Annotated in this window: 24 protein-coding genes and 1 rRNA gene; 15 read left to right on the top strand and 10 right to left on the bottom strand. The window is 64.2% G+C overall.

All coding sequences use genetic code 11. The annotated features are described in order from the left end of the window. The first annotated feature begins 3 nt into the window (after positions 1 to 3). Together BMY03_RS12855 and BMY03_RS12850 are read left to right on the top strand one after the other, a co-directional pair. Entirely contained in the window at positions 4 to 822 is an 819-nt protein-coding gene (locus BMY03_RS12855) for an ABC transporter ATP-binding protein (RefSeq protein WP_244891319.1), read from the top strand. A 13-nt stretch (positions 823 to 835) separates the two neighbouring features. After that, positions 836 to 1,327: an Lrp/AsnC family transcriptional regulator gene (locus BMY03_RS12850; RefSeq protein ID WP_094011281.1), complete on the top strand. Its 492-nt coding sequence runs from the start codon at positions 836 to 838 to the stop codon at positions 1,325 to 1,327. Positions 1,328 to 1,609: 282 nt separating this feature from the next. On the opposite strand, the gene BMY03_RS12845 is transcribed toward BMY03_RS12850, so the two are convergent. Together BMY03_RS12845 and BMY03_RS12840 are read right to left on the bottom strand one after the other, a co-directional pair. After that, entirely contained in the window at positions 1,610 to 3,301 is a 1,692-nt protein-coding gene (locus BMY03_RS12845) for a putative bifunctional diguanylate cyclase/phosphodiesterase (protein WP_094011280.1), read from the bottom strand. 12 nt (positions 3,302 to 3,313) lie between these two features. Further along, complete coding sequence (locus BMY03_RS12840) at positions 3,314 to 4,879, bottom strand: methyl-accepting chemotaxis protein (RefSeq protein ID WP_094011279.1); 1,566 nt, start codon at positions 4,877 to 4,879, stop codon at positions 3,314 to 3,316. 276 nt (positions 4,880 to 5,155) lie between these two features. On the opposite strand from BMY03_RS12840, the gene BMY03_RS12835 reads away from it, so the two are divergent. From BMY03_RS12835 to BMY03_RS12820, 4 genes are all read left to right on the top strand, one after another. Continuing rightward, the gene (locus BMY03_RS12835; protein ID WP_023631149.1) at positions 5,156 to 5,470 is read left to right on the top strand and encodes a helix-turn-helix domain-containing protein; all 315 of its coding nucleotides are present in this window, start codon (positions 5,156 to 5,158) and stop codon (positions 5,468 to 5,470) included. 209 nt (positions 5,471 to 5,679) lie between these two features. Further along, positions 5,680 to 6,990: a C4-dicarboxylate transporter DctA gene (locus BMY03_RS12830; RefSeq protein WP_023631150.1), complete on the top strand. Its 1,311-nt coding sequence runs from the start codon at positions 5,680 to 5,682 to the stop codon at positions 6,988 to 6,990. A 70-nt stretch (positions 6,991 to 7,060) separates the two neighbouring features. Continuing rightward, the gene (locus BMY03_RS12825) at positions 7,061 to 7,762 is read left to right on the top strand and encodes a FadR/GntR family transcriptional regulator (RefSeq protein ID WP_094011278.1); all 702 of its coding nucleotides are present in this window, start codon (positions 7,061 to 7,063) and stop codon (positions 7,760 to 7,762) included. A gap of 19 nt (positions 7,763 to 7,781) precedes the next feature. Beyond that, entirely contained in the window at positions 7,782 to 8,471 is a 690-nt protein-coding gene (locus tag BMY03_RS12820; RefSeq protein ID WP_094011277.1) for a GntR family transcriptional regulator, read from the top strand. Position 8,472: 1 nt separating this feature from the next. On the opposite strand, the gene BMY03_RS12815 is transcribed toward BMY03_RS12820, so the two are convergent. Beyond that, complete coding sequence (locus tag BMY03_RS12815) at positions 8,473 to 9,024, bottom strand: isochorismatase family protein (protein ID WP_094011276.1); 552 nt, start codon at positions 9,022 to 9,024, stop codon at positions 8,473 to 8,475. Between the two features lie 87 nt (positions 9,025 to 9,111). On the opposite strand from BMY03_RS12815, the gene BMY03_RS12810 reads away from it, so the two are divergent. Next, complete coding sequence (locus tag BMY03_RS12810) at positions 9,112 to 9,555, top strand: GNAT family N-acetyltransferase (RefSeq protein ID WP_094011275.1); 444 nt, start codon at positions 9,112 to 9,114, stop codon at positions 9,553 to 9,555. A 110-nt stretch (positions 9,556 to 9,665) separates the two neighbouring features. Continuing rightward, positions 9,666 to 10,670 (top strand): hypothetical protein, encoded by a 1,005-nt coding sequence (locus tag BMY03_RS12805; RefSeq protein WP_094011274.1) that lies wholly within the window; start codon positions 9,666 to 9,668, stop codon positions 10,668 to 10,670. Between the two features lie 19 nt (positions 10,671 to 10,689). On the opposite strand, the gene BMY03_RS12800 is transcribed toward BMY03_RS12805, so the two are convergent. Next, entirely contained in the window at positions 10,690 to 11,118 is a 429-nt protein-coding gene (locus BMY03_RS12800) for a PACE efflux transporter (protein ID WP_094011273.1), read from the bottom strand. Positions 11,119 to 11,218: 100 nt separating this feature from the next. On the opposite strand from BMY03_RS12800, the gene BMY03_RS12795 reads away from it, so the two are divergent. Both BMY03_RS12795 and mcpA read left to right on the top strand, forming a co-directional pair. Continuing rightward, entirely contained in the window at positions 11,219 to 12,097 is an 879-nt protein-coding gene (locus BMY03_RS12795) for a LysR family transcriptional regulator (RefSeq protein ID WP_094011272.1), read from the top strand. Between the two features lie 150 nt (positions 12,098 to 12,247). Continuing rightward, positions 12,248 to 14,134 (top strand): methyl-accepting chemotaxis protein McpA, encoded by a 1,887-nt coding sequence (mcpA, locus tag BMY03_RS12790; protein WP_038706459.1) that lies wholly within the window; start codon positions 12,248 to 12,250, stop codon positions 14,132 to 14,134. 98 nt (positions 14,135 to 14,232) lie between these two features. Here the strand turns inward: mcpA and BMY03_RS12785 are convergent, their stop codons facing one another. Next, entirely contained in the window at positions 14,233 to 14,607 is a 375-nt protein-coding gene (locus BMY03_RS12785) for a RidA family protein (protein WP_094011271.1), read from the bottom strand. Positions 14,608 to 14,816: 209 nt separating this feature from the next. Between BMY03_RS12785 and BMY03_RS12780 the strand changes: the two genes are divergently transcribed. Further along, positions 14,817 to 15,602: a sulfite exporter TauE/SafE family protein gene (locus tag BMY03_RS12780; RefSeq protein ID WP_023630744.1), complete on the top strand. Its 786-nt coding sequence runs from the start codon at positions 14,817 to 14,819 to the stop codon at positions 15,600 to 15,602. A gap of 97 nt (positions 15,603 to 15,699) precedes the next feature. On the opposite strand, the gene BMY03_RS12775 is transcribed toward BMY03_RS12780, so the two are convergent. Together BMY03_RS12775 and BMY03_RS12770 are read right to left on the bottom strand one after the other, a co-directional pair. Next, positions 15,700 to 16,752 (bottom strand): DUF1176 domain-containing protein, encoded by a 1,053-nt coding sequence (locus tag BMY03_RS12775; RefSeq protein ID WP_094011270.1) that lies wholly within the window; start codon positions 16,750 to 16,752, stop codon positions 15,700 to 15,702. A 30-nt stretch (positions 16,753 to 16,782) separates the two neighbouring features. Continuing rightward, a complete protein-coding gene (locus BMY03_RS12770) occupies positions 16,783 to 17,823 on the bottom strand; it encodes a DUF1176 domain-containing protein (RefSeq protein ID WP_094011269.1) in 1,041 nt (346 codons plus the stop codon). A gap of 150 nt (positions 17,824 to 17,973) precedes the next feature. On the opposite strand from BMY03_RS12770, the gene BMY03_RS12765 reads away from it, so the two are divergent. Next, complete coding sequence (locus BMY03_RS12765; RefSeq protein WP_094011268.1) at positions 17,974 to 18,546, top strand: biliverdin-producing heme oxygenase; 573 nt, start codon at positions 17,974 to 17,976, stop codon at positions 18,544 to 18,546. A gap of 6 nt (positions 18,547 to 18,552) precedes the next feature. Here the strand turns inward: BMY03_RS12765 and BMY03_RS12760 are convergent, their stop codons facing one another. Further along, on the bottom strand, positions 18,553 to 18,924 hold the full coding sequence (locus tag BMY03_RS12760; protein WP_094011267.1) for a hypothetical protein: 372 nt from the start codon (positions 18,922 to 18,924) through the stop codon (positions 18,553 to 18,555). A 295-nt stretch (positions 18,925 to 19,219) separates the two neighbouring features. Between BMY03_RS12760 and BMY03_RS12755 the strand changes: the two genes are divergently transcribed. Next, a complete protein-coding gene (locus tag BMY03_RS12755; protein WP_094011266.1) occupies positions 19,220 to 19,669 on the top strand; it encodes a GNAT family N-acetyltransferase in 450 nt (149 codons plus the stop codon). Positions 19,670 to 20,171: 502 nt separating this feature from the next. Beyond that, positions 20,172 to 22,112 (top strand): methyl-accepting chemotaxis protein, encoded by a 1,941-nt coding sequence (locus BMY03_RS12750; RefSeq protein WP_094011265.1) that lies wholly within the window; start codon positions 20,172 to 20,174, stop codon positions 22,110 to 22,112. Positions 22,113 to 22,204: 92 nt separating this feature from the next. Here BMY03_RS12750 and BMY03_RS12745 read toward each other — a convergent pair whose 3' ends face one another. Continuing rightward, entirely contained in the window at positions 22,205 to 24,094 is a 1,890-nt protein-coding gene (locus tag BMY03_RS12745) for a propionyl-CoA synthetase (RefSeq protein ID WP_094011264.1), read from the bottom strand. Positions 24,095 to 24,247: 153 nt separating this feature from the next. On the opposite strand from BMY03_RS12745, the gene BMY03_RS12740 reads away from it, so the two are divergent. Further along, positions 24,248 to 25,543, top strand: a complete 1,296-nt coding sequence (locus tag BMY03_RS12740; RefSeq protein ID WP_094011263.1) for a leucine-rich repeat-containing protein kinase family protein — start codon at positions 24,248 to 24,250, stop codon at positions 25,541 to 25,543. Positions 25,544 to 25,684: 141 nt separating this feature from the next. Here BMY03_RS12740 and rrf read toward each other — a convergent pair. Beyond that, positions 25,685 to 25,800, bottom strand: a 5S ribosomal RNA gene (rrf, locus tag BMY03_RS12735). Between the last annotated feature and the right edge of the window lie 21 nt (positions 25,801 to 25,821).

Here is a 25,821-nt window from a genome sequence, read left to right as displayed (position 1 = left end):
AACATGACTGCTACCGCACTACCACTTTCCACCTTCGCCCAGGCTCCAAGGGCGCACGCCCATACTGGCGCGATCAAGCTCAGCGTCGAGGGCCTGCACAAGCACTACGGCGAGCACCAGGTGCTCAAGGGCGTCTCGCTGCAGGCGCGCAAGGGCGACGTGATCAGCCTGATCGGCGCCAGCGGCTCGGGCAAGAGCACCTTCCTGCGCTGCATCAACTTCCTCGAGCAGCCCAATGCCGGCAGCATCACCCTCGACGGCCAGACCCTGGAGATCCACCCCGGCACCCGCACCCCGCCACCGGCCCAGTTGCAGAACCTGCGCACGCGTCTGGCCATGGTGTTCCAGCACTTCAACCTGTGGAGCCACCTGACCGTGCTGGAAAACATTTGCCTGGCGCCACGCAAGGTGCTGGGGATCAGCGCCAGCGAAGCCGAGGCGCGGGCGCGCAAGTACCTGGACAAGGTCGGCCTGCCGGCCCGCGCCGCCGAGCAGTATCCGGCGTTTCTCTCCGGCGGCCAGCAACAGCGCGTGGCCATCGCCCGGGCGCTGGCCATGGAGCCGGAAATCATCCTGTTCGACGAGCCCACCTCGGCACTCGACCCGGAGCTGGTCGGCGAAGTGCTCAAGGTGATACAGACGCTCGCCGAGGAAGGACGTACCATGCTCATGGTCACCCATGAAATGGGGTTTGCCCGCCAGGTATCGAGCCAGGTGCTGTTCCTGCACCAGGGCCTGGTCGAGGAAAGCGGCAGCGCCGAGATCCTCGACCGGCCACAGAGCGAGCGCCTGCGGCAGTTCCTCTCCAACCGCCTCAAGTGAAGTCACGCCGCATATGGATACCAAGGCCATCACCCCTGCCGCCACACCGCTGGATCGCATCGATGAAGCGATCATCGACGTGCTGCGCCACCACGGAAGGATCACCTATGAAAAGCTCTCCACCCTCGTGCACCTGACCCCCAGGCCCTGCCTGGAGCGTGTGCGCAAGCTGGAGCGGCGCGGAGTGATCCGCGGATATGGGGCAATCATCGACCTGCAGCAGGTCTCCCCGGGGTTGTCGCTGCTGGTGCTGGTGGCCTTGTCCAACCAGAGCGGGCGCTCGGCGCAGCGGGCCTTCGAAGCCACCGTGCGCACCTGCCCGCAGGTCTACGAGTGCCAGCTGATCAGCGGGCACTTCGACTACAGCCTGCGCATGCGCTGCCGCGACATGGAGCACTACCGGGTGCTGACCGAGACCTGGATGAACAACGACGAGCTGCATATCGACAAACTGGTGGCGCATCCGGAGCTGGCGGCGGTGAAGAGCACGGCGCCCATGACCTGAACGGGTGCTATCCATGTAGCCCCGGCCAGGCGCGCACCACCAGGCTCGCTATTCTTTTCATGCATGAAGCAGCAGCGATCCCTCGCTAACTGCTTCCCCCGCCTCGCCTGGGTGGCATTGCGTAAAGGTTCGACCTGAGCGCCGGACGCTTCAACCACCGCGTACCGGTCGCGCTCGAACGGGTTGACGGCGCTCTGCTGAAAGCACGGGTTCGCCAATGACCAATTTCACGAGAATCATCAAACCGCCTTCCGCCGCCGATAGACAGACCGGCGCCTTCGCTCAGGAGAACTCTTGCCACTGTACAGGTGGGCGGTAATCGGTCACCCACCTTGCCAACTCATCCGCCGGCATGGGGCGGGAAATGCCATACCCCTGAGCCAGCTCGCACCCCAGTTCCATCAGTATCCGGCCATGCTCGACACTCTCCACCCCTTCGGCGATCACCTCACGCCCGAACGCCCGCGCAAGCCCGATCACCGCGCCGGTCAGGGCCAGGTCGTCATGGTCATGCAGGATGTCGCGCACGAAGGACTTGTCGATCTTGATGGTCTGCGCCGGCAGGCGCTTGAGGTAGCTCAGCGAGGAGTAGCCGGTGCCGAAGTCATCCAGGGAAAATCGCACGCCCAATGCACGGCAGGCATCCAGGCAGCGGCCGACCCGCGGCAGGTTGTCGATCGCCACCGACTCGACGATCTCCAGGTCCAGGCGCGCTGGCGACACCCCGGGATGGCGCGCCAGCAAGCGCTCCAGGCGCTGGGCGAAGTCACCGCGCTGCAACTGGCGGGCGGCGATGTTGACGCTCAGTGACCAATCGCGTCCGGACAGCTGCCACTGCTGCAACTGGGTCAAAGCCTGGTCGATGACCCATTCGCCCAGCTCGACGATCAGGTCGGTCTGCTCCACAAAGGGCAGGAACTCCCCCGGCGGTACCGGCCCCTTGGAGGGGTGCATCCAGCGCAGCAAGGCTTCGAAACCGATCACTTGTCCGCTGCGCATGTTCACCTTCGGCTGGTAGTGCAGGCACAGCTCGCCCTGGCGAAGGGCCTGGCGCACCCGCGCCACGGTCTGGTGGGTGGCCTTGAGCTCAAGTTCCTGGGACACGTCGAACAGGTGGTAGCGATTGCGTCCGCGCTGCTTGGCCACATACATGGCCTGGTCGGCGTGGCGCACGAGGGTGTCGGCATCCTCGTCGTCCTGCGGGAACAGGGTGACACCAATGCTCGCGCTCAGGCTCAACGGCTGCTCGCGTACCGTGTAGGGCGCGGCCAGCGCCTGGAGAATGCGCCGTAACGCGGCATCCAGCTGCTGCGGACCTTCGATATGCCGCAGGATCAGCACGAACTCGTCCCCTGACAGGCGCGCCACGGCATCACCGCCACGCAGGATGTGCTGCAGGCGTTGGGCGACCTCCACCAGCAGCAGGTCGCCAGTGGCATGGCCATAGCCATCGTTGACCGCCTTGAAACCATCGAGGTCGAGCATGCATACCGCCAGGGGAATGCTTTCGCGGCGAGAGAACGCCAGGGCTTGGTTGAGCAGGTCGGACAAATAGGCGCGGTTGGGTAGCCCGGTCAGCACGTCGTGCCCCACGCGCCACTGCAGGGTGTGCAACAACTGACGCTTCTCGGTGACGTCGAAGCGGATCGACACATACTTGCGCACCTTGCCGGTCTGCGGGTCGATCAGCGGTACCATGGTGCTGTCCACCCAGTACAGCGAGCCGTCCTTGGCCCGGTTGCAGATTTCGCCCTTCCATACCCGGCCAGCTGCCAAGGCGCGCCACATCTCGAGGAAGAAGGTCGGCTCGTGCAGCCCGGAATTGAGGATGCGATGGTTGGCACCCAGCAGCTCCTCGCGGCTATAGCCTGAGATGCTGCAGAACTGCTGGTTGACGTAGGTAATGCAACCGCGCAAATCGGTTTCGGAAAAGATCGCGGCCGCATCGACAGCCGCGCGGTAATTGTCGTCCATAAGCCTCGCAACCTAGCGGTTGAAGCGTTCCACCAGGGCGCGCAGCCCGGCGCACACCTGCTCGAGCTCCGCGCCGCGCACGGCGGCGGCATTGGCGCGGTGCGCGCTCTGCTGGACCGTGCCCGCCACCCCATTGATTTGCCGCGAGACATCCTCGGCAACGCTGGATTGCTCATGCGAAGCAGCGGCCATCTGCTGACTCATGTCACTGATGCGCTGCACGGCGTGGCGGATGCCCTGCAACGCTTCCTGAGTCAGGGCGACCTGGGTCACGCCCTGTTGCGCGCCCTCGATACCCTGGCTGGCGATGCTCACCGCCTGCTCGGCGCCACCGCGCAAACTGTCGATGATCGACTGGATATGCAGCGTGGATTGGCGGGTTTTGTCAGCCAGGGCCCGCACTTCGTCGGCGACCACCGCAAAGCCACGGCCCTGCTCCCCGGCGCGGGCAGCTTCAATGGCGGCGTTGAGCGCCAACAGGTTGGTCTGCTCAGCAATGGCGCGGATCATCCCGGCCGCCTCGGCGATGGCGCCGGTCTGACCGGCCAGATCGTTGACCGCCTGGTTGATCTGCCCGACCGTACCGGCCAGGCTCTGGATCGCAGCCCCCGTGGCGTCGGCCACCTGGCTGCCCTGCCCGGCCAGCAGGTGCGCGGTCTGCGCCTGCTCGGCGGTGAGTTGAACGTGGCCAGCAACCTCGCCGATCGAGGCCGCCATCTCAGTCATGGCGGTGGCGGTCAGGTCAGTCTCGGCACGCTGTTCCAGCAACGCCGATTCGGTGCTGCGTGAAAGCCGCCCGGCATCCTGGGCGGCGCCGGCCATCTGCGCGGCAAGGTCGCTCAAACGAGTCAGCGCGGTCTTCAGGCGCGCCTCCTCGCTGACCAGGATCAACTCCAACTGCCCGGCGGCGCCCGGCAGGTCACTGTAGGTCAAGGCCGCAACCGGGTCGCTGAAGGCGTTGTCGGCCACCCGGACGATGCGCTGCAAGTGCAGCCCCATGCGGCCATGCGCCCACAGCCCGACGCCGGCGAACAACGCCAAGGTCAAGCCCTGTGCAGGTAGATCTGGGAGCAGCTGGTGGCCGGCAATGGCCAGGGTCCCAGCCAACACTGGCAGCACCATGGCCCGGCCGAGCAATGCCACACGCCGGGCCGGCGACAGCGCTGCCTTGCCGTCGCGCAGCCGGGCATACAACGCCTCGGCACGGGCCACCTGCTCCCGGGTCGGGCGCACACGCACCGACTCGTAGCCGATCACCTGGCCATTCTCGAGCATCGGCGTGACGTAGGCGTTGACCCAATAGAAGTTGCCGTTGCGGCAACGGTTCTTGACGATGCCCATCCAGCTGTGGCCCGCCTTGAGGTACTGCCACATCCGTTCGAACACCGCCTCTGGCATGTCCGGATGGCGCACCAGGTTGTGCGGGCTGCCGATCAGCTCTTCCTGGCTAAAGCCGCTGATGGCGGCGAACTCGGCGTTGCAATAGGTAATCAGGCTGGCCGTGTCGGTGGCCGAAATGAGCCGCTGGTGCTCGGGAAAACTTTGCTCGACCGGATTCACCGGCAGGTTTTGACGCACGACAAGACTCCCTTCATACACCGCCCGACACGCGGCCTGACAGAAGGCCAGCGGCGCCGGAACCGTTCATCCTGGATCAGTTCCAATTTCCGACACCGCTTGCACGCGGGCCGGTGGATGACCGGATCACCCTGGATGACTACTTGAATGACTGATCAATCAAAGTGGCGAATTCTACGAATTCCATCACATTTTGCAAATAAAGGTGATGAATCATGGCGTTGCGCTATATCGACATATATCGTTAAGTGCTTGATTCTAAATGGGAATTAAGCGATGACGAGAACAGGTCTAGGTCCTGCCCTGCGCCGCTACCGCAAACTGGCAGGCTTCACTCAGGCACAACTGGGCGAGCGAACCGGCTTCGACCCCAAGACCATCAGCCGTTTCGAAACCGGCACTTATACCCCCAGCATCGAGTCACTGATAAGTTTTGCCGAGGCGTTGGGGGTCAAGCCGAAAGTGTTCTTCAGCGACCCCGATGACGAAGATGAACAACGCGCCTATCTTTTCGGCGTCATCCACAGTGCCCCCCCCAAGGACCTCGGCAAGCTGATCGCAGCCGTCGATCAGGTGCTCGCCAAGCTGTGAAATCCCCCGCGCACCACCCTAGAGCAGATTGCCTATCACTGCACCATAACTGGTCAGACCGGTAAGGCCAAAAAACCTTGCATTATGCGGAAAATCGGCGTTTTATAGCCCACGCAGTGAACAAACCGGTAAGACCACAATAATTAAGTCCTGCACTCTTTCGCTCCGTGTGGCTTGGGGGGCAAGGACACCGACCAGAGACTCCTCCCATGCTCAAATGGTGTTCGCGTTCGATTTTCCTCCAGGTTGTGCTCGGCCTCGCTCTCGGCGTGATCTGCGGCCTGAGCTTCCCCGACCTGTCCCTGCAACTCAAACCCCTGGGTGACGGCTTCATCAAGCTGATCAAGATGCTCATCGGCCTGATCGTGTTCTGCGTGGTGGTCAGCGGCATTTCCGGCGCCGGCGACCTGAAGAAGGTCGGGCGCATCGGCCTGAAGTCGGTGATCTACTTCGAGGTGCTGACCACCCTGGCCTTGGTCATCGGCCTGGTGTTCGCCTTCTCCACCGGCATCGGCAGCGGCGCCAACATCCACCTCGACCAGCTGTCCAGCGCGGACGCCGGCGCCCTGGCCGACCGTGGCGCGCATATCCACAGCACCACCACTTTCCTCATGGACCTGATCCCCACTTCGGTGGTGGGCGCCTTCGCCGACAACAACATCCTCCAGGTGTTGCTGTTCTCGGTATTGTTCGGCAGCGCGCTGAACCTGGTCGGTGAGTCGGCCTCGGGCATTTCGCGGCTGATCAATGAGCTCAGCCATGTAATCTTCCGCATCATGGGCATGATCGTGCGCCTGGCCCCCATCGGCGTGTTCGGCGCCATCGCCTTCACCACCAGCAAATACGGCCTGAGCTCGCTGCAGCACCTGGGCGGCCTGGTGGCACTGTTCTACCTGACCTGCGCCGGCTTCGTGCTGATCATCCTCGGCACGGTAATGCGTCTGTCCGGGCTCAAGCTGCTGCCGTTCATCAAATACCTGCGCGAAGAACTGTCCATCGTCCTCGGCACTGCGTCCTCTGACGCCGTGCTGCCCCAGGTGATGCGCAAGCTCGAGCACCTCGGCATCGGCAGCTCCACCGTCGGCCTGGTGATCCCCACGGGCTACTCGTTCAACCTCGATGGTTTCTCGATCTACCTGACCCTGGCCATCGTGTTCATCGCCAACGCCACCGGCACGCCGCTGGCCATGACCGACCTGCTGACCATTCTTCTGGTGTCGCTGGTGACTTCCAAAGGCGCCCACGGCATCCCAGGTTCGGCCCTGGTGATCCTCGCCGCCACCCTGACCGCGGTCCCGGCGATCCCGGTGGTCGGCCTGGTGCTGGTGCTGGCAGTCGACTGGTTCATGGGTATCGGCCGGGCGCTGACCAACCTGATCGGCAACTGCGTCGCCACCGTGGCCATCGCCCGCTGGGAGAAGGACATCGACCTCGAACGCGCCAACAATGTGCTGGCCAATAAACCCGGCTTCGCCCCGGCCACCCGCAAGCAGGGCCAACCCCATCAACAGGAATTCTAAGCCCAAGGCCGCCGGCGCCCCGCGCCGGCCCGCCAAGGGCCAAGATGCAGCGTCAACCAAGGAGCGAACCGTGATCAGCTCTTCGACCGTAGTCAATTCAGTGGTGGAGAAACTCCGCCAGGCCCTGGCCCGTGGCCAGTGGCGCAGCGGTGACATGCTGCCCGGCCAGCGCGAGCTGGCCGAACAGCTGGGCATCAGCCGGCCCAGCCTGCGCGAGGCGGTGATCGTGCTGGAAACCCTGGGCCTGGTGCGCTCGATGCCGGGCAAGGGCGTACTGGTGCTCGATGCCGACGCCAGCCAGGCGCAAGAACCGGACACCATCGCCGAGGCCAGCCTGGCCGACGTGCTCGAGCTGCGCTACACCCTCGAGCCCTTCATTGCCGGCTTGGTGGCGCAATCGGCCGGCAGCCAGGACATCGGCCAGTTGCGCCTGACCCTGATGGACATGCGCGAAGCCCTCGACGCCGGCGACAGCGAGGCCGGCATCAATGCCTATATCGCCTTCCACGAGGCGCTGTTCGCGCTGACCACCAATCCGATCTTCCAGAGTGTCGTGCAGCAGACCGGCAATGCCCTCAAGCAGAGTGCCGACATGCTGCGCAATTCGCCCGAGCATCTGGCCGCGCGCCTCAGCGAAAACGAGGCGGTGGTGCGTGCCATCCGTGAGCGCAACAGCGCCAAGGCCAGCCAGCAGATGCGCCAGCACATCCTCGCCGAGGGCCAGCGCATGGGCATCGCCCTGAATATCCCGGACGACCAACCAGGCAACTGAACAAAGAAGGAGAGCGACCATGACCGCCTGCGCCCAAGCCGCCCCCCGCCTGCCTGCCCTGCTCGGTGCCGGCGAGACCCGCCTGTCGGCGGAACAGATCTACCCCCGCCTGTTCGATGCCATCCTCGAACAGCGCCTGCCACCGGGCAGCGCCCTGCCCGAGCAGGCGCTGGGCAATGCCTTCGGCGTCAGCCGCACCGTTATCCGCCGGGTGCTCGGGCGCCTGTCCGACCAGCAGGTGGTGGTGCAGCGCCCCAGCCATACCGCGCACCTGGCCGCTCCCGACCCTGAGCAGGCGCGCCAGGTGCTCAGCGCCCGGCGCCTGGCAGAGACCACGCTGATCGGCCTGGCCACCCAGCGCGCGCGCCCGGCACAGATCCGCCAACTACGCCAACTGGTCGAACGCGAACGCCAGCACCATGAACGCGGCGAACGCTGCACGGCCATTCGCCTGGGCGGCGAGTTCCACATGAAGCTGGCGCAGATGGCCGCCAACGCGCCGCTGGCGCGTTTCCTCAATGGCCTGGTACCCATGACTTCGCTGATCATCGCCCGCTACGAAGCGCCCTGCTGCGAGCACTGCGCCTGGCAGGAACATGCGGCGATCATCGACGCGGTGGAAAACGGCGACGGCCAGGCAGCGCTGGGCCTGATGCATGAACATCTGGACCGCCTCGAGGCCAAACTCGATCTGGATCAGGCCGGCTGAATCAAGCGAACGCCACGGCCTCGACGCCGGGCAGGATCTGCACTTCGTCCCCCAGCGACCACTCCGCCGCCCGGGCTGCCAGGGCGGCGGGCACACCCGGCGAGCCGCCAGGGCCGGGGGGCACGTCGTAGGTGGCGTGGGCATCGTGGGGCAGCAACACATCGAAGCCCCTGTGCAGCGCGGCACGGGCAGTGGCAGCCAGGCACATTTCCGAGAGCACGCCACACAGGACCAGGCGCCGGGCCCCGAGGTCGTTGAGCAGGGTTTGCAAAGCGGTTTCGAGAAAGCCATCGTCCTCGGTCTTGAACAGCACGTGCTCGCCCCGCGCAGGCGGAAAATACAACTGCCAGCCGGCACTGTGCGGGGCATCCGGGCTGCCCGGCGCACCGTCGTTCTCCAGGAAGATCACCGCCACCCCGGCCTGGCGGGCGCGGCCGAGCAAGCGGGCGATGCTCTGCTGCAGGGCCAGGTGGCCAGGCACCGCATCGGCGCCCTCCATGAAAGCGCACTGCACATCCACCAGCAGCAAGGCATCGGCCTTGGCACCCTTCATCAGCAGCTCTCCTGTTCGCGGACGCAATGCCGAGCATAGCGCAATGCCGTACCCTGTCGCCGATTACCAAAATGCCTTGGAGGGCCTATGAACTTCACTATCGCGCCAGTCGGCGCGCAACACTACGATCGGCTGGCCGATCTGTGGGAAGCCTCGGTGCGGGCGACCCACGACTTCCTGCCGGCGGGATACATCGAGCACCTGCGCCCGCTGGTGCGCGAGCAGTACCTGGGTTTTGTCCAGCTGCGTGCCTGGTCGGACATCGCAGGGTACATACAAGGGTTTGCCGGGGTGCATGAGGGCAAGCTGGAAATGCTCTTCGTCGACCCGGCCTGCCGTGGCCAGGGCATCGGCAAATCCTTGCTGGCCCATGTGATCGATGAGCTGGGCGTACGAGAAGTCGATGTCAACGAACAGAACCCACAGGCCGTGGGGTTCTACCTCAGACACGGCTTCGTCCAGGTCGGGCGCAGCGAGGTGGATGGACAAGGCGATCCATTCCCGTTGCTGCACCTGAAACGGGTGGGCTGACGCGCTGCCGCGGGCTTGCCCCGCGATGATGCCCTCAAGACAAACCTATACTTCGGTAAATCACCCAGCCTCTGGCCAAGGGGGCAATCCGCGTGAAATCGATCCTCGCGATGGTTCCGCTCTGCCTGCTGCTGGCCCTCGCCGGCTGCGCCGGCAAACGCCCACCCGCCCCGCCCCCGCCGCAGAACCTGCCACCGACCGTCTGGCAGCGCATCGACCAGGACATCATCGAGGCCTCGGTCGCCGCTGCGGGATCGGCCAACGACTACGCCCGCCGCTCCATGCGCGTGTGGAAGGAGCAAGTGCAGCAACGCACCGAGAACGACTTCATCCCCTGGTTCACCGGTTACTGGACTCAGCAGTGGCTCACGCTCAAGGTAGCCTGGTACAAGATGCACAATGGCAATGGCCAGGAACCCGCGGAGAAGCGCCTGGGCCTGTACCTGCAGGAACAGTATCGCGAACGGGTCATCGACCCGGTGGCCGAACAGATCAACCCCGAGGGTATCCGCGACCGCGCCAGCGAGCTGTACCTGCAACTGCTCGGCCAGCAACTGGCGACCATCATCCAGCGCTACAACGCCCCGCCCGAGCAGTTCAGCCAGCGCCTCAACCGCATCCCGATCATCGCCCTGGGCCCGCCGGATGCACGCAATGCCTCGCTTTACCAACTGCTGCGGGCCAAGTCGCTTGACCAACAGCTGGCCTGGCAGTCCCTGCGCCAGCACCTGCACCAACAGGCCGCCAAGGCCCCCGGGCAGACCGAGGCCGGATTGTCGTCAGTGGCCACCCAGGCCAGCGAGAAACTCGGCGCCACACTGGCGCCACGCGGTGCCGCCAGTGCCATCGCGGCGGCGGTGGGCAAGGCGGCAGGGGCGTTGATCTCGGTGGCGGCAACCGGCTACGGCATCATCACCCACGACCGTGAACAGCCGCAGATGGTCGAGCAGCTGCGGGTGATCCTCAATGTGGCGCTGAACCAGGAATGGCAGGAGCTGATGGAGAATCGCCAGAGCGGCGCCATGGCCGGGGTGTATTACCTGTCGGGGCAGGTGGAGGACAGCTTGCTCGGAAGCCGCTCACAGGAACCGTTGCTGATTCGCCTGCCGCCATGACCCCGCGCACGCAGCACGTTCAGGCGGTCGCCAGCGCCGAAGTCGGCAGCCCAAAGATGCGGTCGAACGCCCAGTTGTAGACGAAGGTGTAGCACGGCACCAGGACGATGAACGCCAGATCCACCATCAACGCCTCCACAAGGGTCATGTCCAGCCACCAGGCGATCAGCGGGATCAGGTACACCACCAGGGTCAGCTGGAAGCCGATGGCATGCGCCACCCGCCGCCCGAGGCTGCGCCCGCGGGTGGCCTGGCGGCTCTCCCAATACTCGAACAGGCTGTTGTAGATGAGGTTCCAGGCCATGGCGATGGTGGTGATCATCACTGCCAGGGGGCCGGTGTGCGAAGCCTGGGTGTCGGACAGGTAGGCCAGGCCCAGGGTCGACATGCACAGGCCGATCAGTTCATAGAAGGTCACGTAGACCAGTTTGCGTTTGAGTCCTTGCACGGGATTACCTTGTTGCGGATATGACGAAGGCGCGCAGAATGCATCAACATGCTTGACAGAAAAAGTCGGCAGCTTTCAGATTTACTGAAAGGAGACTGCCATGAACTTTTCCAGCGATACCATCCTGCTGTTTCTCGCCGTGCTCGACCGCGGCTCGTTCTCAGCTGCCGCGCGGGCGCTCGGGCGCGTGCCCTCGGCGGTGAGCATGGCCATCGGCAACCTCGAGGCGGAGCTTGGCTACACGCTGTTCGAGCGTGGGTCGCGGGAGGCACGCCCGACCGCCCAGGCCCAGGCCCTGGAGCCCCATGCCCGGTTGATCGCCGAACAGCTGGGGCTGTTGGAGGTGCATGCGCTGGAGCTGTCGCGAGGGCTGGAAAGCAGCCTGGCCATCGCCGTGGTGCCGGATATCGACCAGCGCCCGTTGCTCGGGGCCATCACCCGCCTGGGCGAGCGCTACCCGCTGCTGGACATCGAACTGCTCGCCGCCCCGCAGGAAGAGGCCCTGCAACTGCTCGACAGTGGTCGGGTGCGCCTGTGTCTGGCCTTCGCCGGGCTGCAGGTGGACCCGCGACGCAGCTTCCAGCACATCGCCCTGGAATCGCTGGTGGCCACCCTGTCGCCGCATCACCCCGCACTACGCGAAGGGCGCATCCGCAACCTCGAAGACCTGGTCAACCTGCGGCAGATCCTGGTGTGCAGCCGCGACCTGCCGCTGAGCGATCCCCGCTCGCTGATCGGCACCTCGCACTGGCGTACCGATAGCCTGGACCTGGCCCTGCAGATGGTCGAGGCCGGCCTGGGCTGGGGCGACTTGCCGCTGGCGCGGGTGGCGCCGCTGCTTGCGGACGGACGCCTGGTGCGACTGCGATTCCAGAACACCCGCAATGAACTGCAACTGCCGGTGAACGCCTTCTGGCTTAAACAGCAACCCCTCGGCCAAGCGGCCAGAACATTGGTGGGCCTGTTGGCTTCGAAATGATTTGTCACCCTGTGAGGTCGATTCGGCCAACTATTGCGACATTTAGTCTTTCAACATTTTTCAGAATCGGCCGATACCGTTGCAACAGGCTCCGCCACTCGTGCCACAAGCACGCGGCGCCCTCCTTTCACTGGCTCAAGGTCTCGAAACATGAACCTGAAATTCCGCCACAAGATCCTGCTCAGTGCCTGCGCCGTCGTCGTACTGGCCTTCGCCCTGTTCACCCTGTACAACGACTACCTGCAACGCAACACCATCCGCCAGAACATCGAGTCTTCGGTGCGCCAGGCCGGCGCACAGACCGCCAGCAGCGTGCAGAACTGGATGAGCGGACGCATCCTGGTCCTGGAAAACCTGGCCCAGGACATCGCCCAGCAAGGCGCCGGCAGCAACGTGCCGGGCCTGGTCGACCAGCCGTCGTACACCAGCAACTTCCAATTCACCTATTTCGGCCAGAACACCGGCCTGTTCACCCAACGCCCCGATGCCAAGATGCCTGACGGCTACGACCCGCGTCAGCGCCCGTGGTACACCCAGGCCGTGGCCGCCAACCAGACGATGCTGACCCCGCCCTACATGGCTGCAGTGGGTGGCCTGGTGGTGACCATCGCCATGCCGGTCAAGGCCAAATCCAGCGGCGAGCTGATCGGCGTGGTCGGCGGCGACCTGAGCCTGAACACCCTGGTGGACATCATCAATGCCGTGGACTTCGGCGGCCTTGGCCACGCCTTCCTGGTCGACCGCAATGGCCAGGTGATCGTCAGCCCGGACAAGGACCGGGTGATGAAGAACCTCAAGGACATCTACCCAGGCTCCCCGCTGCGTGTCGAATCCGGCATCCAGGAAGTCAGCCTCGACGGCAAGGACCGCATCATCTCCTTCGCCCCGGTGGACGGCCTGCCGTCGGCGCAGTGGTACATCGGCCTGTCGATCGATAAAGAAAAAGCCTACGCCCCGCTGAGCCAGTTCCGTACCTCGGCCATCATCGCCATGCTCATCGCGGTGGCCGTCATCGCCGGACTGCTCGGCCTGCTGATCCCGGTACTGATGCGCCCGCTGACCACCATGGGCCGCGCCATGCAGGACATCGCCGAAGGCGAAGGCGACCTGACCCGCCGCCTGACCGTCGAGCAGAAGGACGAGTTCGGCGAGCTGGCCACCTCGTTCAACCGTTTCGTCGAGCGTATCCACGCCTCGATCAGCGAAGTGTCCTCGGCCACCCGCCTGGTGCATGACCTGTCGGAAAAGGTCGTGGTCGCCTCCAATGCCTCGCTCACCGGCTCCGAAGAGCAGAGCATGCGCACCAACAGCGTCGCCGCGGCGATCAACGAGCTGGGCGCCGCCACTCAGGAAATCGCCCGCAACGCCGCCGACGCCTCGCAGCACGCCAGCGGCGCCAGCGAACAGGCCAACGGTGGCCGCCAGGTGGTGGAAGAGGCGATCAGCGCCATGACCGCCCTGTCCCAGCGCATCAGCGAGTCCTGCGAGCAGATCGAGACCCTCAACGCCAGCACCGACGAAATCGGCAAGATCCTCGACGTGATCAAGGGCATCTCCCAGCAGACCAACCTGCTGGCGCTCAATGCCGCCATCGAGGCCGCCCGTGCCGGTGAAGCCGGGCGTGGTTTCGCCGTGGTTGCCGACGAAGTGCGCAACCTGGCCCACCGCACCCAGGAATCGGCCGAAGAAATCCACCGCATGATCACCAGCCTGCAGGTCGGCTCGCGTGAGGCGGTACACACCATGAACACCAGCCAGGTCTCCAGCGAAGAGACCGTGCAGGTGGCCAACGAGGCCGGTGAGCGCCTGGCCAGTGTCACCCAGCGTATCGGCGAGATCGACGGCATGAACCAGTCGGTGGCCACCGCCACCGAAGAGCAGACCGCCGTGGTCGAGAGCTTGAACCTGGACATCACCCAGATCAACGCGCTGAACCAGCAAGGGGTGGAGAACCTCAACGACACCCTGCGCCACTGCGACGCCCTGAGCCAGCAGGCCGGGCGCCTGAAGCAACTGGTGGGCAGCTTCCGCATCTGACCTGCCGCCCGCTCCTGTACGTGTTGCAGGAGCGGGCTCCCTGCGCGATCACGCCTTCGATCACATCGGCGATTACGCAAGCATTCTTCAGCTACTCCTCACTCGCCGACGAACGCCTGCACCTCGATCTCCACATCGACCCCCAGCGCCAGCGCCGATGCCACCGTCGATCGCACCGGTAGCGCTGCGCCAAAGAACTCTTTGTAGACCTCGTTAAAGCCGGCGAAATGGCTCATGTCCGACAGCCAGACCGTGCATTTCACCACCTGGTCGAAACGCGCCCCACACACTGCCAGGCTCTCGGCGATACGTTCGCAGGCCGCTCGTGTCTGTGTCTGGATATCACCGCGTACCACTTCGCCACTGGCGCTCATCGGCACCTGGCCGGACAGGAACAGGAAGCCCCCGGCCTTCACTGCACGAGAAAATGGAAACGGCAGGCTGCTGGGAAAACGCTGGATGTCATTGCTCATGGAACGCTCCTTTCATGGTTGGCCGAATCGTGCCCGGGACAGTCGAGCGGGCTAGCTCCCGGTAAACCCACTCTGGTTGACCGTGGGTTTACAGGAGCGTGCCGCCACTGGGTGGTTATAACCTAATAACGAACAAGTCTATTTGGCTATAAAAAAATCTATATGCTGGCACTCATCCGATCACGGGCAAGCTGGGCGTCGAGTAGCGTATGGATGTAGGTTCTTTCGGTTTTACCATTGCGGGCCTGGTTGTGGGCTTCATCGTCGGCATGACCGGCGTCGGCGGCGGTTCGCTGATGACCCCGATCCTGCTGTGGTTCGGCATCAACCCGGCCACTGCCGTGGGCACCGACCTGCTCTACGCCGCCATCACCAAAGCCAGCGGCGTCTGGGTGCATGGCCGCAACAAGAACATCGACTGGAAGATCACCGGCTGGCTGAGCCTGGGCAGCGTCCCGGCCGCCGCGCTGACCCTGTGGTTCCTCAGCACACTGCACACCGACACCTCGGCGCTCAACGCCATCATCAAGCAGGGCCTGGCGGTGGTGCTGATCCTCACCGCCCTGGCGATCCTGTTCAAGTCGCGCCTGCAGGCCTTCGCCAGCAAGCATGCGGGCGATCACTACCACCTCAGCGACCGTACCCTGAACATCCTAACCGTGATCACCGGCGTGGTGCTGGGCGTGATGGTCACCCTCACCTCTATCGGCGCTGGTGCGCTGGGCACCGTGGCGCTGTTCCTGCTCTACCCGTTCCTGGTCACCCGCCGCCTGGTCGGTACCGAGATCGCCCACGCCGTGCCGCTGACCCTGGTGGCCGGCCTGGGTCATGCCGGCATGGGCAACATGGACTGGTCGCTGCTGGGCTACCTGCTGCTGGGCTCACTGCCGGGGATCTACCTGGGCAGCCACCTGACCGGGCGCATCTCCGACCGCGTGCTGCGGCCTTGCCTGGCGACCATGCTGCTATTGATCGGCTACAAGCTGGCGTTCTGAGCCACACCTCACTGACAGAGGGCGCTACGCGCCCATCGCCGGCAAGCCGGCGATGCGGCGCGTCAGCGGCGCCTATGGGCACTCGGCTCGCCTCGACCTACTCCCGCACACGCCATAGCACCGGCCAGAACTGCGGTTTCACATACCCGCAGCGATCAAGCCGCGCCACGCGCTCAAGGCGCATGCGCTCACCGTCGTAACGCCACTGCTGGATCACCCCGCAACCACGCTCTACCTGGCTTTTGTCAGCGGCAAACAATTGACCGCTCTGCGCATCGAACGCTACATAGCCACTCAGACGCGGCGCCAGCAGCGGCGTCGGCGCCTCGAAGGCCATTTCGCTGATCTGGTAGGGCGCGGCGCGGGACACCCGATACAGGAAATTGGCGCAGAACTCGCCACTGCACCCCACGTTGAGAATGACCAGGACATTGGCAGCGTCCAGCGGGTGCACCTCGTAATGGCTGTTGCTCATCCCCGGCACATCGCCTTCGACATTCGCCTGGCGTTTTACCATCCTGCCGATTTCATGGGCCTGCTCGTCGTTCATGCGCGACGCGGCGACGAACTGTGGCAGCACCACGGTATCGGGAGCGCCAGGCACATCGGCAGCGGGCGCATCTCCCACTCTGACCAGGGCATCGGCATGCCCGACCCGGCCCTGCACGGCATCGATGGCCAACAGCGCGCCACTGAGCCCCTGCAAGGACGCGACCAGCTCGCCATCCTCGGTCAATGAACTCAGGCGTGCACCGTTGCGCAACCGACGTATGAGCGCCAGCGCCTCATCGTCTTCCAACAGCAGGTCGAAGTCGTATTCAAGCTGGATGCGCTGCCAGTTGGCCGACAGTACCTGCCCATCGAGCAGCACCTGTTCCGCAAACGCCGGGCCCACGCGCAGGGTCAGCTCAAGCGCGCCCTGTGGCCCCGCCTCGCGCCTGATGATGGTCTGTAGCCCGGCCATCAGGTCGTCGTCGATCGCCATTACCGCCGTGCAGGCACGGGTGTTGTCGCAGCCAACCGCCCAGTCCTTGATCTGCCGGTACATCGGCACTGCTTCGAGCGGTGCCTGGGCGTTCTCGGCCTGCACGACAGATGGCGTCATGAGCGCCAGCAGCAATGCCGCACGCGGGTGTTTCATCCATTGCATGGCGTTATCCCTGAAGTCCGTTTCATGCGTTCAGCCTTGACTGCGCCAGAGTACCGGCCAACTGTCGGTGCCCACTTCGGCACAGCGGTCCATCCGTGACAGCTTGAGCAAGCGCATGCGCATGCCATCGTAGCGCCAGCTTTCCTCCACCCCGCAACTGCCGGGATAGTCGTCCTTGGCATAGCTGTGGAGCTCGCCTTTGCCAGGGTAGAACTCGATGGCGTCGCGCATCCGGCTGATCACCACCGGGCTCGATGGCGCCTCGAACTCCAGGGGCCCAAGGGTGTAAGGCGCTTCACGCGACACCTTGTACAGTGCGTAGAGGCAATGGAAGTCGTTGCAGTTGTAGCTGAGCAATGCCAGCGCATGCTGGTCGTCCAGGGCATGCAGCTCTAGCTTGGGAGCGACATCGTATTCGTTGATCAACTGGTTCTCGGCGGCCGCCTTGGCCATCACCACCTGGGTGATGCCCGCTTGCTCCTGCGCGCCAAGGGCCGTAGCTGCCACAAAGGCCGGCACCTGTGGCTTGGCCGGAGTCGGCAACTGCGCATCGGCAACGCTGTCGCCAGGGCGCACCAGAGCACTGTAGTGGCCGACCCGGCCCTGCACCGCATCCATCAGCAGCAAGGCGGCGCTCAGCCCCTGCAGCGAACTCACCCGCTCCCCTGGCCGGGTGTCGTCCACCAGGCGCTGGCCATTGCGCAATTGCCGCAACACGGCATAGGCATCGGCGCCCTCCAGTTCCAGGGTGGTCTCGACACCGCGGGTCATGCGCCAGGGGGCGACCAGCAGTTGGCCGTCGAGCATGGGCTCGCCCGACCAGTCGGTGCTCCCCACCAGGGTCAGGTGCAGGTTGCCCCAGGCGCCCGCCTCACGCTGCACCAGCATGCCCACTCGCATCCGCTCCGGGTGATCGGCCAGGACCGCGGTGCAGAAACGCGTGTTGTCGCAGCCTACAATCCAGTCCTTGATCTCCCGGTATACCGGTACCGGCTCTGGTTCCGCCGCGGTGGCCAGGCCCGGCAGCAACGCCAGCCCCAGGGCCAGCCAGTTCCATGTTGTTGCGCGCATCGTGCTGCATTCCTGTCTTGGCTGTGAAAGCCTCGTTCCAGAGGCGGCGCAATGATTCCACAGTTCACGGGCCAGGTGCGCAAAATCGGCAGTGGTGATTGCGCCGCCTGATCTGGCAGTATCGAATGCCCTAACGCCAGAGCCGCCATCATGTCCGCTACCGTCAGCCCGTTGCTGCTTGCCCTGCGCGAAGGTACCCGCGCCTGCCACCAGAGGCTGGAAGCGCGGCTGCCTTTCTTCAGCGAGGGCTTCGACCGCGCGGCCTACGCCGATCTGCTCGGGGCCTACCATGGCTTTCATGCCCCGCTGGATTTACTGCTGGGCGCCTACCAGAGCGCCGAACGCCACAAGACACCCACCCTGTCACGCGACCTGGGCGCCCTGGCCATCGACATCGAAGCGCTGCCCCGGTGCCACGCCCTGCCTCGCATCGATGACGAAGCCAGCGCGCTTGGGGTGATGTATGTACTGGAAGGCTCCACGCTCGGTGGCCAGGTGCTCAAGCGGGCCATGGCCGAACGTCTGGGTATCGACGCCGACAACGGTGGCGCGTTCCTCGACGTCTACGGCCCGCTGACCGGCGCACGCTGGCGCAGTTTCCTCGAACGGCTGGCTGCCGCCGCTCCGGAGCCTGCCGCCCAGGCCCGGACGGTAGAAGCCGCTGTCGACACCTTCACCTGCTTCGAGAGGTGGCTCGAAAAACGACGGGTGCTGGCCTGCTGAACTCCTTCACCGACGGCACTGGTGCAACAGCGACGTTACCAGTGGCGTCATCGCGATGGCCACCGCGCACAAGCCACCGCACAACAGCGCAAAGCCCAGCGCCCGCAACGGGTGCAAGGTATTGAAGAACGCCAGTACCAGCAGCACCAGCACCAGCGCCAGCCAGTAGCGAACTGCCGCCCTTGGAATGGCCACCATCAACAGGTTGAAGAGCACGAAGGCGTAGAACACCAGCATCGTCGCCAAGCCGACGCTGACACCTCGCGCCATCGGCTGGCCGACATGCTGCCGGTAGAGATCGAAGCCAAGGCTCAAGATAAAGGGAAAAGCCACACACACCAGTGCGTGCAGCAGGAAGCGGGAAAGCAGCGGCAACATTCGTCCTTGATCCTGGAGTCGGCCAAAGGTTGCGCATGGCCGTGAGTGAGGAAAGCGGATGCTAATGCCCTGAATAGACGCCAGCAAGCCGCAGCCCCATTGGTCGGCAAACACTCGTGACAAAGGCCTGATTTTCCGGCTTTGCGGCACACAGGAAACAAGGCCGCCGCACACCTTCGGAAGCCGCACGTACGCCGCTGCATATGGCATCTGTACGAGCGGATGTGTTTCATGAAATCCTGCAGGACTGCCCCCATAGCAAGGGCGCTGGACAGCCTGATAGCGAGCCCACGACATGAACGTCATCGCCTGTGACCTGCACTACCTGGACGCCGCCGCGGACCTCTTCAACCAGTACCGAATGTTCTACCAGGAGGCGGATGACCTCCCCGCTTCCCGTGCATTCCTCAAGGCCAACCTCGAAACCGGCAACTCGCGGATCTACCTGCTGCTGGACGACGAGGGTCAGGCCATCGCCTTTGCCCAGCTGTACCCGGCCACCTGCTCGCTGGCAATGAAGCGCTTCTACTGGCTGTATGACCTGTTCGTCGTCCCCCACGCCCGCAGGGGCGGTCATGCCCGTTACCTGATGCAGCAACTGATCGGGATCTTCCAGGCCGAGGGCGCGCAGCGGTTGAGCCTGGACACCGCCAGGAGCAACCTTGCCGCCCAGGCGCTGTATGAATCGCTGGGGTATGAGGCCGAGCAGGAATTCGTGACCTATCACAAGGTGCTCGATCGCTGAAGCTAGCCATGGGAGCTTTCGATATCCGCTTTCGCTCAGCGCGAGGGAGGCAGCTATACGCGGGTGTGCAAGACCGTGGAGTAGGAACCCGGCTGGCCCGAAGGCCTCCCACGTATAGCCGCCATTGAGCGACCTGGACCACATCCTCGGGCTTGCACACCCGGTCGTTGAATTGGCAACGACAGGTCCAGACTAAGGAATGCGGCTGGCCAGAACAACAGCTGAAAGGCCGTGAAAGCATGATTGGGAAACGTCCTACATGAAATAGAGAAAGTCTTAGTAATCCGCTTGAAACAACAGTTCTCACCTCATCGCGGGGCAAGCCCGCTCCCACGCCTCAGTTGCACTTTGCCCGCAAGTCAGGACAATTTCTGAATTTCCTGTACACGAAATATCCACTAAAGGTTTATATTCCGCCCGCCGAAACAGAAAAGGTAGCAAGTGGCCACCACCCTAGCGAAGCGGCCATGTACACCCTTCACACTCACGGATGGGCGTCACGATGAAAATAAAAAACAAACTGATCCTGGCCTTTGTACTGGTGGCCTTTATCCCGGTCGCCCTGGTTGGCGGCATCTCGGTGCTGAACATCCGCAGCGAGGCGGTCGATCAGTTCCTCGACGGCAGCACCCGGGAAATTCGCCAGATCGACGGCAACATGCGCCAGTTCTTTGATGGCACGCTGCAGAACGTCGATCAGATGGCCAAGGATCCTGTATACACCTCGGTCACCTCGCTCAAGGACTACACCGGCGCCGATGCCGCCAGCCAGCCGATGCCCGAGGCTGCGCAGCGGGTCATCGACGCCTTCGCACGCTACGGCACCACGCACCCGGCAGCGGCGATCCTTTCAATCGGCCTGGAAGACGGCAGCTACGCGAAATGGCCGGATGACCCACAGCTGGCCAAGTACGACCCGCGCACCCGCCCCTGGTACAAGGCCGCCATGGCCAGCCCGGACAAGACGGTGCGCACCGCCGCGTACTACTACGACAAGGACGACGTGGCCCTGGTCGGCACCGCCCGCGCGCTGCTCGACGCGGCCGGCAAGGCCAAGGGCGTGTTCGTGGTCAGCGTGTCGCTGAAGAACCTCACCGAGCTGGTCAAGAGCATCAGGTTGGGCGACAGCGGCTACGTGATGCTGATCGAGGACGGCACCGTGCTGGTCGACCCGCGCAACGCCGGGCACAGCTTCAAGCAGCTCAAGGACCTCGGCGCGCCGTACGCGGCGTTGGCCGCCACCGAGCAAGGCGCCACCGAGGTGGTGATCGATGGCGTGCGCTACATGGCCAATGTATGGACCTCTCCAGGCCTGGGCTGGCGCTTCGTCGGGCTTATCGAGTACGACGAGGTCATGGCCGCAGCCACGCGCATGACCTATGTCACGGCAGTGATCGTGGTGCTGCTGGCGCTGATCTTCGCCGGGATGGCGGCAGCGTTCTCGCGGGTGATCGTCAAACCCATCGGCCAGGTGAGCACCGGCCTGCAGTCGATCGCCGAGGGTGAAGGCGACCTGCGCCGCGACCTGCAGGTCCAGGGCAAGGACGAGACCGCCGAGCTGGCCGGCTGGTTCAACAAGTTCCTCGCCGCCATCCGCCAACTGATCCAGCGCATCGGCGCGGCCTCGACCAACCTGCACGAAGCCTCGCGTAGCAACAGCGAGATGGCCGGCAACATGAACGAGGCCGCCGGGCGCCAGCGCGAGGCGGTGGAGCTGGTGTCCACCGCCTTCAACGAGATGGTCGCCACCGCCAACGAAGTGGCGCGTTCGTGCAGCAGCGCCGCCGACGCCGCCGAACAGGGCCACCGTCGCGTGGCCGAGGGCAAGCAGCAGATCGAAGCGACCACCGACAACGTCAATCGCCTGGGCCGACGCCTGAGCGAGTCATCCCAGGCCATGGTCGAACTGGAGGAAGGCAGCCGCAGCATCAACCAGATCCTCGGCACCATCCGCGCCATCGCCGAGCAGACCAACCTGCTGGCGCTCAACGCCGCCATCGAGGCCGCCCGGGCCGGCGACCAGGGCCGTGGTTTTGCCGTGGTGGCCGACGAGGTACGGGCGCTGGCCAAACGCACCGCCGACTCCACCGGCGAGATCGACCAGTTGCTCAATACCCTTGGTGGCAAGACCCATGAAGTTTCGCAGAAGATGGAAAGCTGCCTGGACCTGTCGCGGGCCAGCGTGTCGTCGATCGAGAATGCCCGCGACAGCTTCGAAGGCATCCAGCTCTCGGTGAACGAGATCCGCGACCAGAACCTGCAGATTTCAGCGGCCGCCGAGGAGCAGCACAGCGTGGCCGAGGAGATCAATCGGCATATCCAGCAGATCTACGACGAGGCAAGACTGGTGGAGGGGCTGGCCAGCTCTGCACAGGCCGACTCTGGCAGGCTGGCACAGCTGTCGGATGAGCTGAACGGGTTGGTGGGACGCTTCAAGTCGTAAGGCATCCAGCCTAGGGCCGCCAGGCGGCCCTTTTGCCTCGGCTCGTCGGCACGACAAGCCGATTCCCACAGGCAATGCTGCTCGCGATGACGTCAGCCCGCTCTGGGCAAATCGGCCAACACCCCTTCGATCTCCCCTAGCACCGCCGGATCATCCAGCGTCGATGGCGCCGTGTAGTCCTGGCCATCGGCGATCTTGCGCAGCACCGCCCGCAGGATCTTGCCAGAGCGGGTCTTGGGCAGGCGCTTGACCAGGCGCACGCGGTTGAAGCAGGCCAGTGCGCCGATTCGTTCGCGCACATCCGCCACCAATTCGCCCTGCAGTTGCGCCTCGCCAATGCCCTGCCCGTCCTTGAGCACCACCAGCGCCAATGGCACCTGACCCTTGATCTCGTCGTGCACACCGATCACCGCGCACTCGGCCACCGCCGGATGACGCGCCACCAGGTCCTCCATTTCACCGGTCGACAAGCGATGCCCGGAGACATTGATCACGTCATCGGTGCGCCCCATGATGTAGACGAAGCCGTCTTCATCCAGGTAGCCGCCGTCGCCGGTGTGGTAGTAACCGGGGTAGCTCTGCAGGTAGGCCTGCAGGTAACGTTGGTGATCGCCCCAGAGCGTCTGGCTGCAACCCGGTGGCAATGGCAGGGCGATCACGATGGCACCCTGCTGATTGGGCCCCAACGGCTTGCCTTCGTCATCCAGCACCTGCACGTGGTACCCCGGCACCGCCCGGTTGCTCGAGCCCGGCCGCGCCGCGCTGCCTTCGAGCCCGACACAGGGCGCAGTCACCGGCCAGCCGGTTTCGGTCTGCCACCAATGGTCGTGCACCGGCTTGCCGCTGACCCGCTCAAGCCATTCATGGGTACTGGAGTCGAGTTTCTCCCCGGCCAGGAACAGCTGGCGCAACGAATCGAGATTGTGACGGCGGATCAGCGCGCCTTCCGGGTCTTCCTTGCGGATGGCGCGCATGGCGGTGGGCGCGCAGAACAAGCCATTGACCTGGTATTGTTCCACCACCCGCCAGTAGGCCGAGGCGTCCGGCGTGCGGATCGGCTTGCCCTCGTAGAACACCGTGGTGCACCCGTTCATCAGTGGCCCGTACACGATCAGCGAGTGGCCCACCACCCAGCCGACGTCCGAGATCCCCCACCACACATCCCCTGCCCGCATGCCATAGACATGACGCATGGCATAACACAACGCCACTGCGTTGCCGCCGTTTTCGCGGACGATACCCTTGGGTTTGCCGGTGGTGCCGGAGGTGTACATGATGTACAGCGGATCGCCCGCATCCAGTTCAACGGGGGCGACCGGCGCCGCCCCGAGCAAGGCCTGCTGCCAGTCCAGATCACGCCCGGGCTGCAGTTCGGCGCTAACCAGCGGGCGCTGCAACACCAGCACATGCCGCGGCTGGTGGCGGGCCAGTTGCAGGGCGCGATCGACCAACGGCTTGTACTCGATCACGCGGTCGAACTCCAGGCCGCAGGAAGCCGTCAGCAGCAAGGTCGGCCGCGCATCGTCGATGCGCAAGGCCAGCTCGTTCGCGGCGAAGCCACCGAACACTACGGAATGCACCGCACCAATGCGGGCACAGGCGAGCATGGCCATGGCGGCCTGGGGCACCATCGGCATGTAGATGATCACGCCGTCACCCTTGCGCACACCCAACGAACGCAACAGCCCCGCCAAACGGGCCACTTCATCTCGCAGTTGGTGATAGGTGAACGTCTGTTGCACGCCAGTCACTGGCGAGTCGTAGATCAGCGCCAGTTGTTCACCACGCCCCTGCTCGATCTGATGGTCAAGGGCCAGGTAGCAACTGTTGAGACGGCCATCGGCGAACCAACGGTGGGTACCATCGGCATTCTGCTGCAAGGTGACGGTCGGCTTGCGCTGCCAGGCGAGCTGTTCGGCCTGGGCCTGCCAGAAGCTGACGGGTTCGGAAATGGAATGGGCGTAGCTGTGCTCATAGGTCATTGGTTCGCAACCCGGTACTTGTTGTTATAGAAGGGCGAATCTTGAGTATGGACCGGGGCCGGCCAGCCGCCATCGGACTTAAGTCGCAACCCATATGCAGATTTGCCGCACCCAAGCACCTACAATGGCCGGTCACGTTAAGCGAACAATCCCATGCATACCCTCGAAGACCTGCGCACCGGTCGCCTGCACGGCATCACGCGACTGAATCTCTGCCAGAACCTGACCCATTTTCCCCAGGAGATCTTCACACTTGGCGACAGCCTCGAAGTGCTGGACCTGAGCGGCAACAGGCTGAGCGAACTGCCCGAGGACCTGCACCGCCTGAACCGGCTCAAGGTGCTGTTCTGCTCCAACAATCAGTTCACCCACCTGCCCCACGCCATCGGCAGCTGCCAGGCCCTGGAAACCGTAGGCTTCAGAAGCAACCGCATCAGCCGGGTCGATGCCCAGGCCCTGCCACCTTCGCTACGCTCACTGGTGCTCACCGACAACGTATTGGAGCAACTGCCCGAGGCACTGGGGGACTGCGCACACCTGCAAAAGCTCATGCTTGCCGGCAATCGCCTCACCGACCTGCCCGCAAGCCTGGCGCGCTGCCACCGCCTGGAACTGCTGCGCATCGCCAGCAACCGCCTGGGCGCCCTACCTGATTGGTTGCTGCTCATGCCACGCCTAGCCTGGCTGGCCTATGCGGACAATCCATTACCCCATGGCTTTGTCGCACCTGCCACGGACGACCATTGCCCTACCCTTCACTGGCAGGATATCCACCTAGAAGAAGAACTCGGCCGTGGCGCCTCAGGGGTGATTCACCGTGCCCACTGGCGTGGTCAGGAAGCGCCGGTTGCGGTCAAGCTGTACAAGGGTGCGATCACCAGCGATGGTTCGCCGTTGGCGGAGATGAGCGCCTGTATCGCTGCCGGCCACCATCCACAGCTGGTGCGCCTGGCTGGGCGCATTGACGATCATCCAGATCAGCTACCCGCCTTGGTGATGCAACTGATCGACGCGCATTGGTCGAACCTGGGCGGCCCGCCTAGCCTCGACAGTTGCACCCGCGACCGCTACCCGGCGGACCGGCAGTTGACCAAGTCGGCCCTAAGTCGCCTTATAAGAGGTATTGCCTCGGTCTGTGCCCACCTGCATGGGCGTGGCTTGAGCCATGGTGATCTGTACGCCCACAACATCCTGTTCGACGAAGATGGCCAGTGCCTGCTGGGCGACTTCGGTGCCGCCTCGTTCCACCCTCAGGAGCAAAGTCTTGCGGCATCGGCCCTCGAACGACTGGAAGCGAGGGCATTTGGCATTCTTGTGGAGGAATTGCTGGCGTGCTGCGACGAGCAGGACACAACACTGAAGCGACTGGCTGAACGCTGCCAGCAGACCGACGTATTGGCCCGTCCTGCCTTCAATGAGTTGGTGGCGCTGCTTGGAGATCGTCACTGACAAGGCGATGAAGCCCGGCCTGAATATTCGTGGGAGCGGCGTTCCAACAAGCTCGTTCCCACAACGGAGGAGGTTGACTTGCCAAACGCGCAAAGACAAAACCCCTACCTGCTCGCGCAGATAGGGGTTTTGCGAAATGAATCTTGACGATGACCTACTCTCACATGGGGAAACCCCACACTACCATCGGCGATGCATCGTTTCACTGCTGAGTTCGGGATGGGATCAGGTGGTTCCAATGCTCTATGGTCGTCAAGAAATTCGGTTGCCAGTACGTC

This window comes from Pseudomonas soli (assembly GCF_900110655.1).
Lineage (GTDB): Bacteria > Pseudomonadota > Gammaproteobacteria > Pseudomonadales > Pseudomonadaceae > Aquipseudomonas > Aquipseudomonas soli.
The sequence above is the reverse complement of the archived record's forward strand: the minus strand, read 5'-3'. Positions and strand labels throughout refer to the sequence as shown.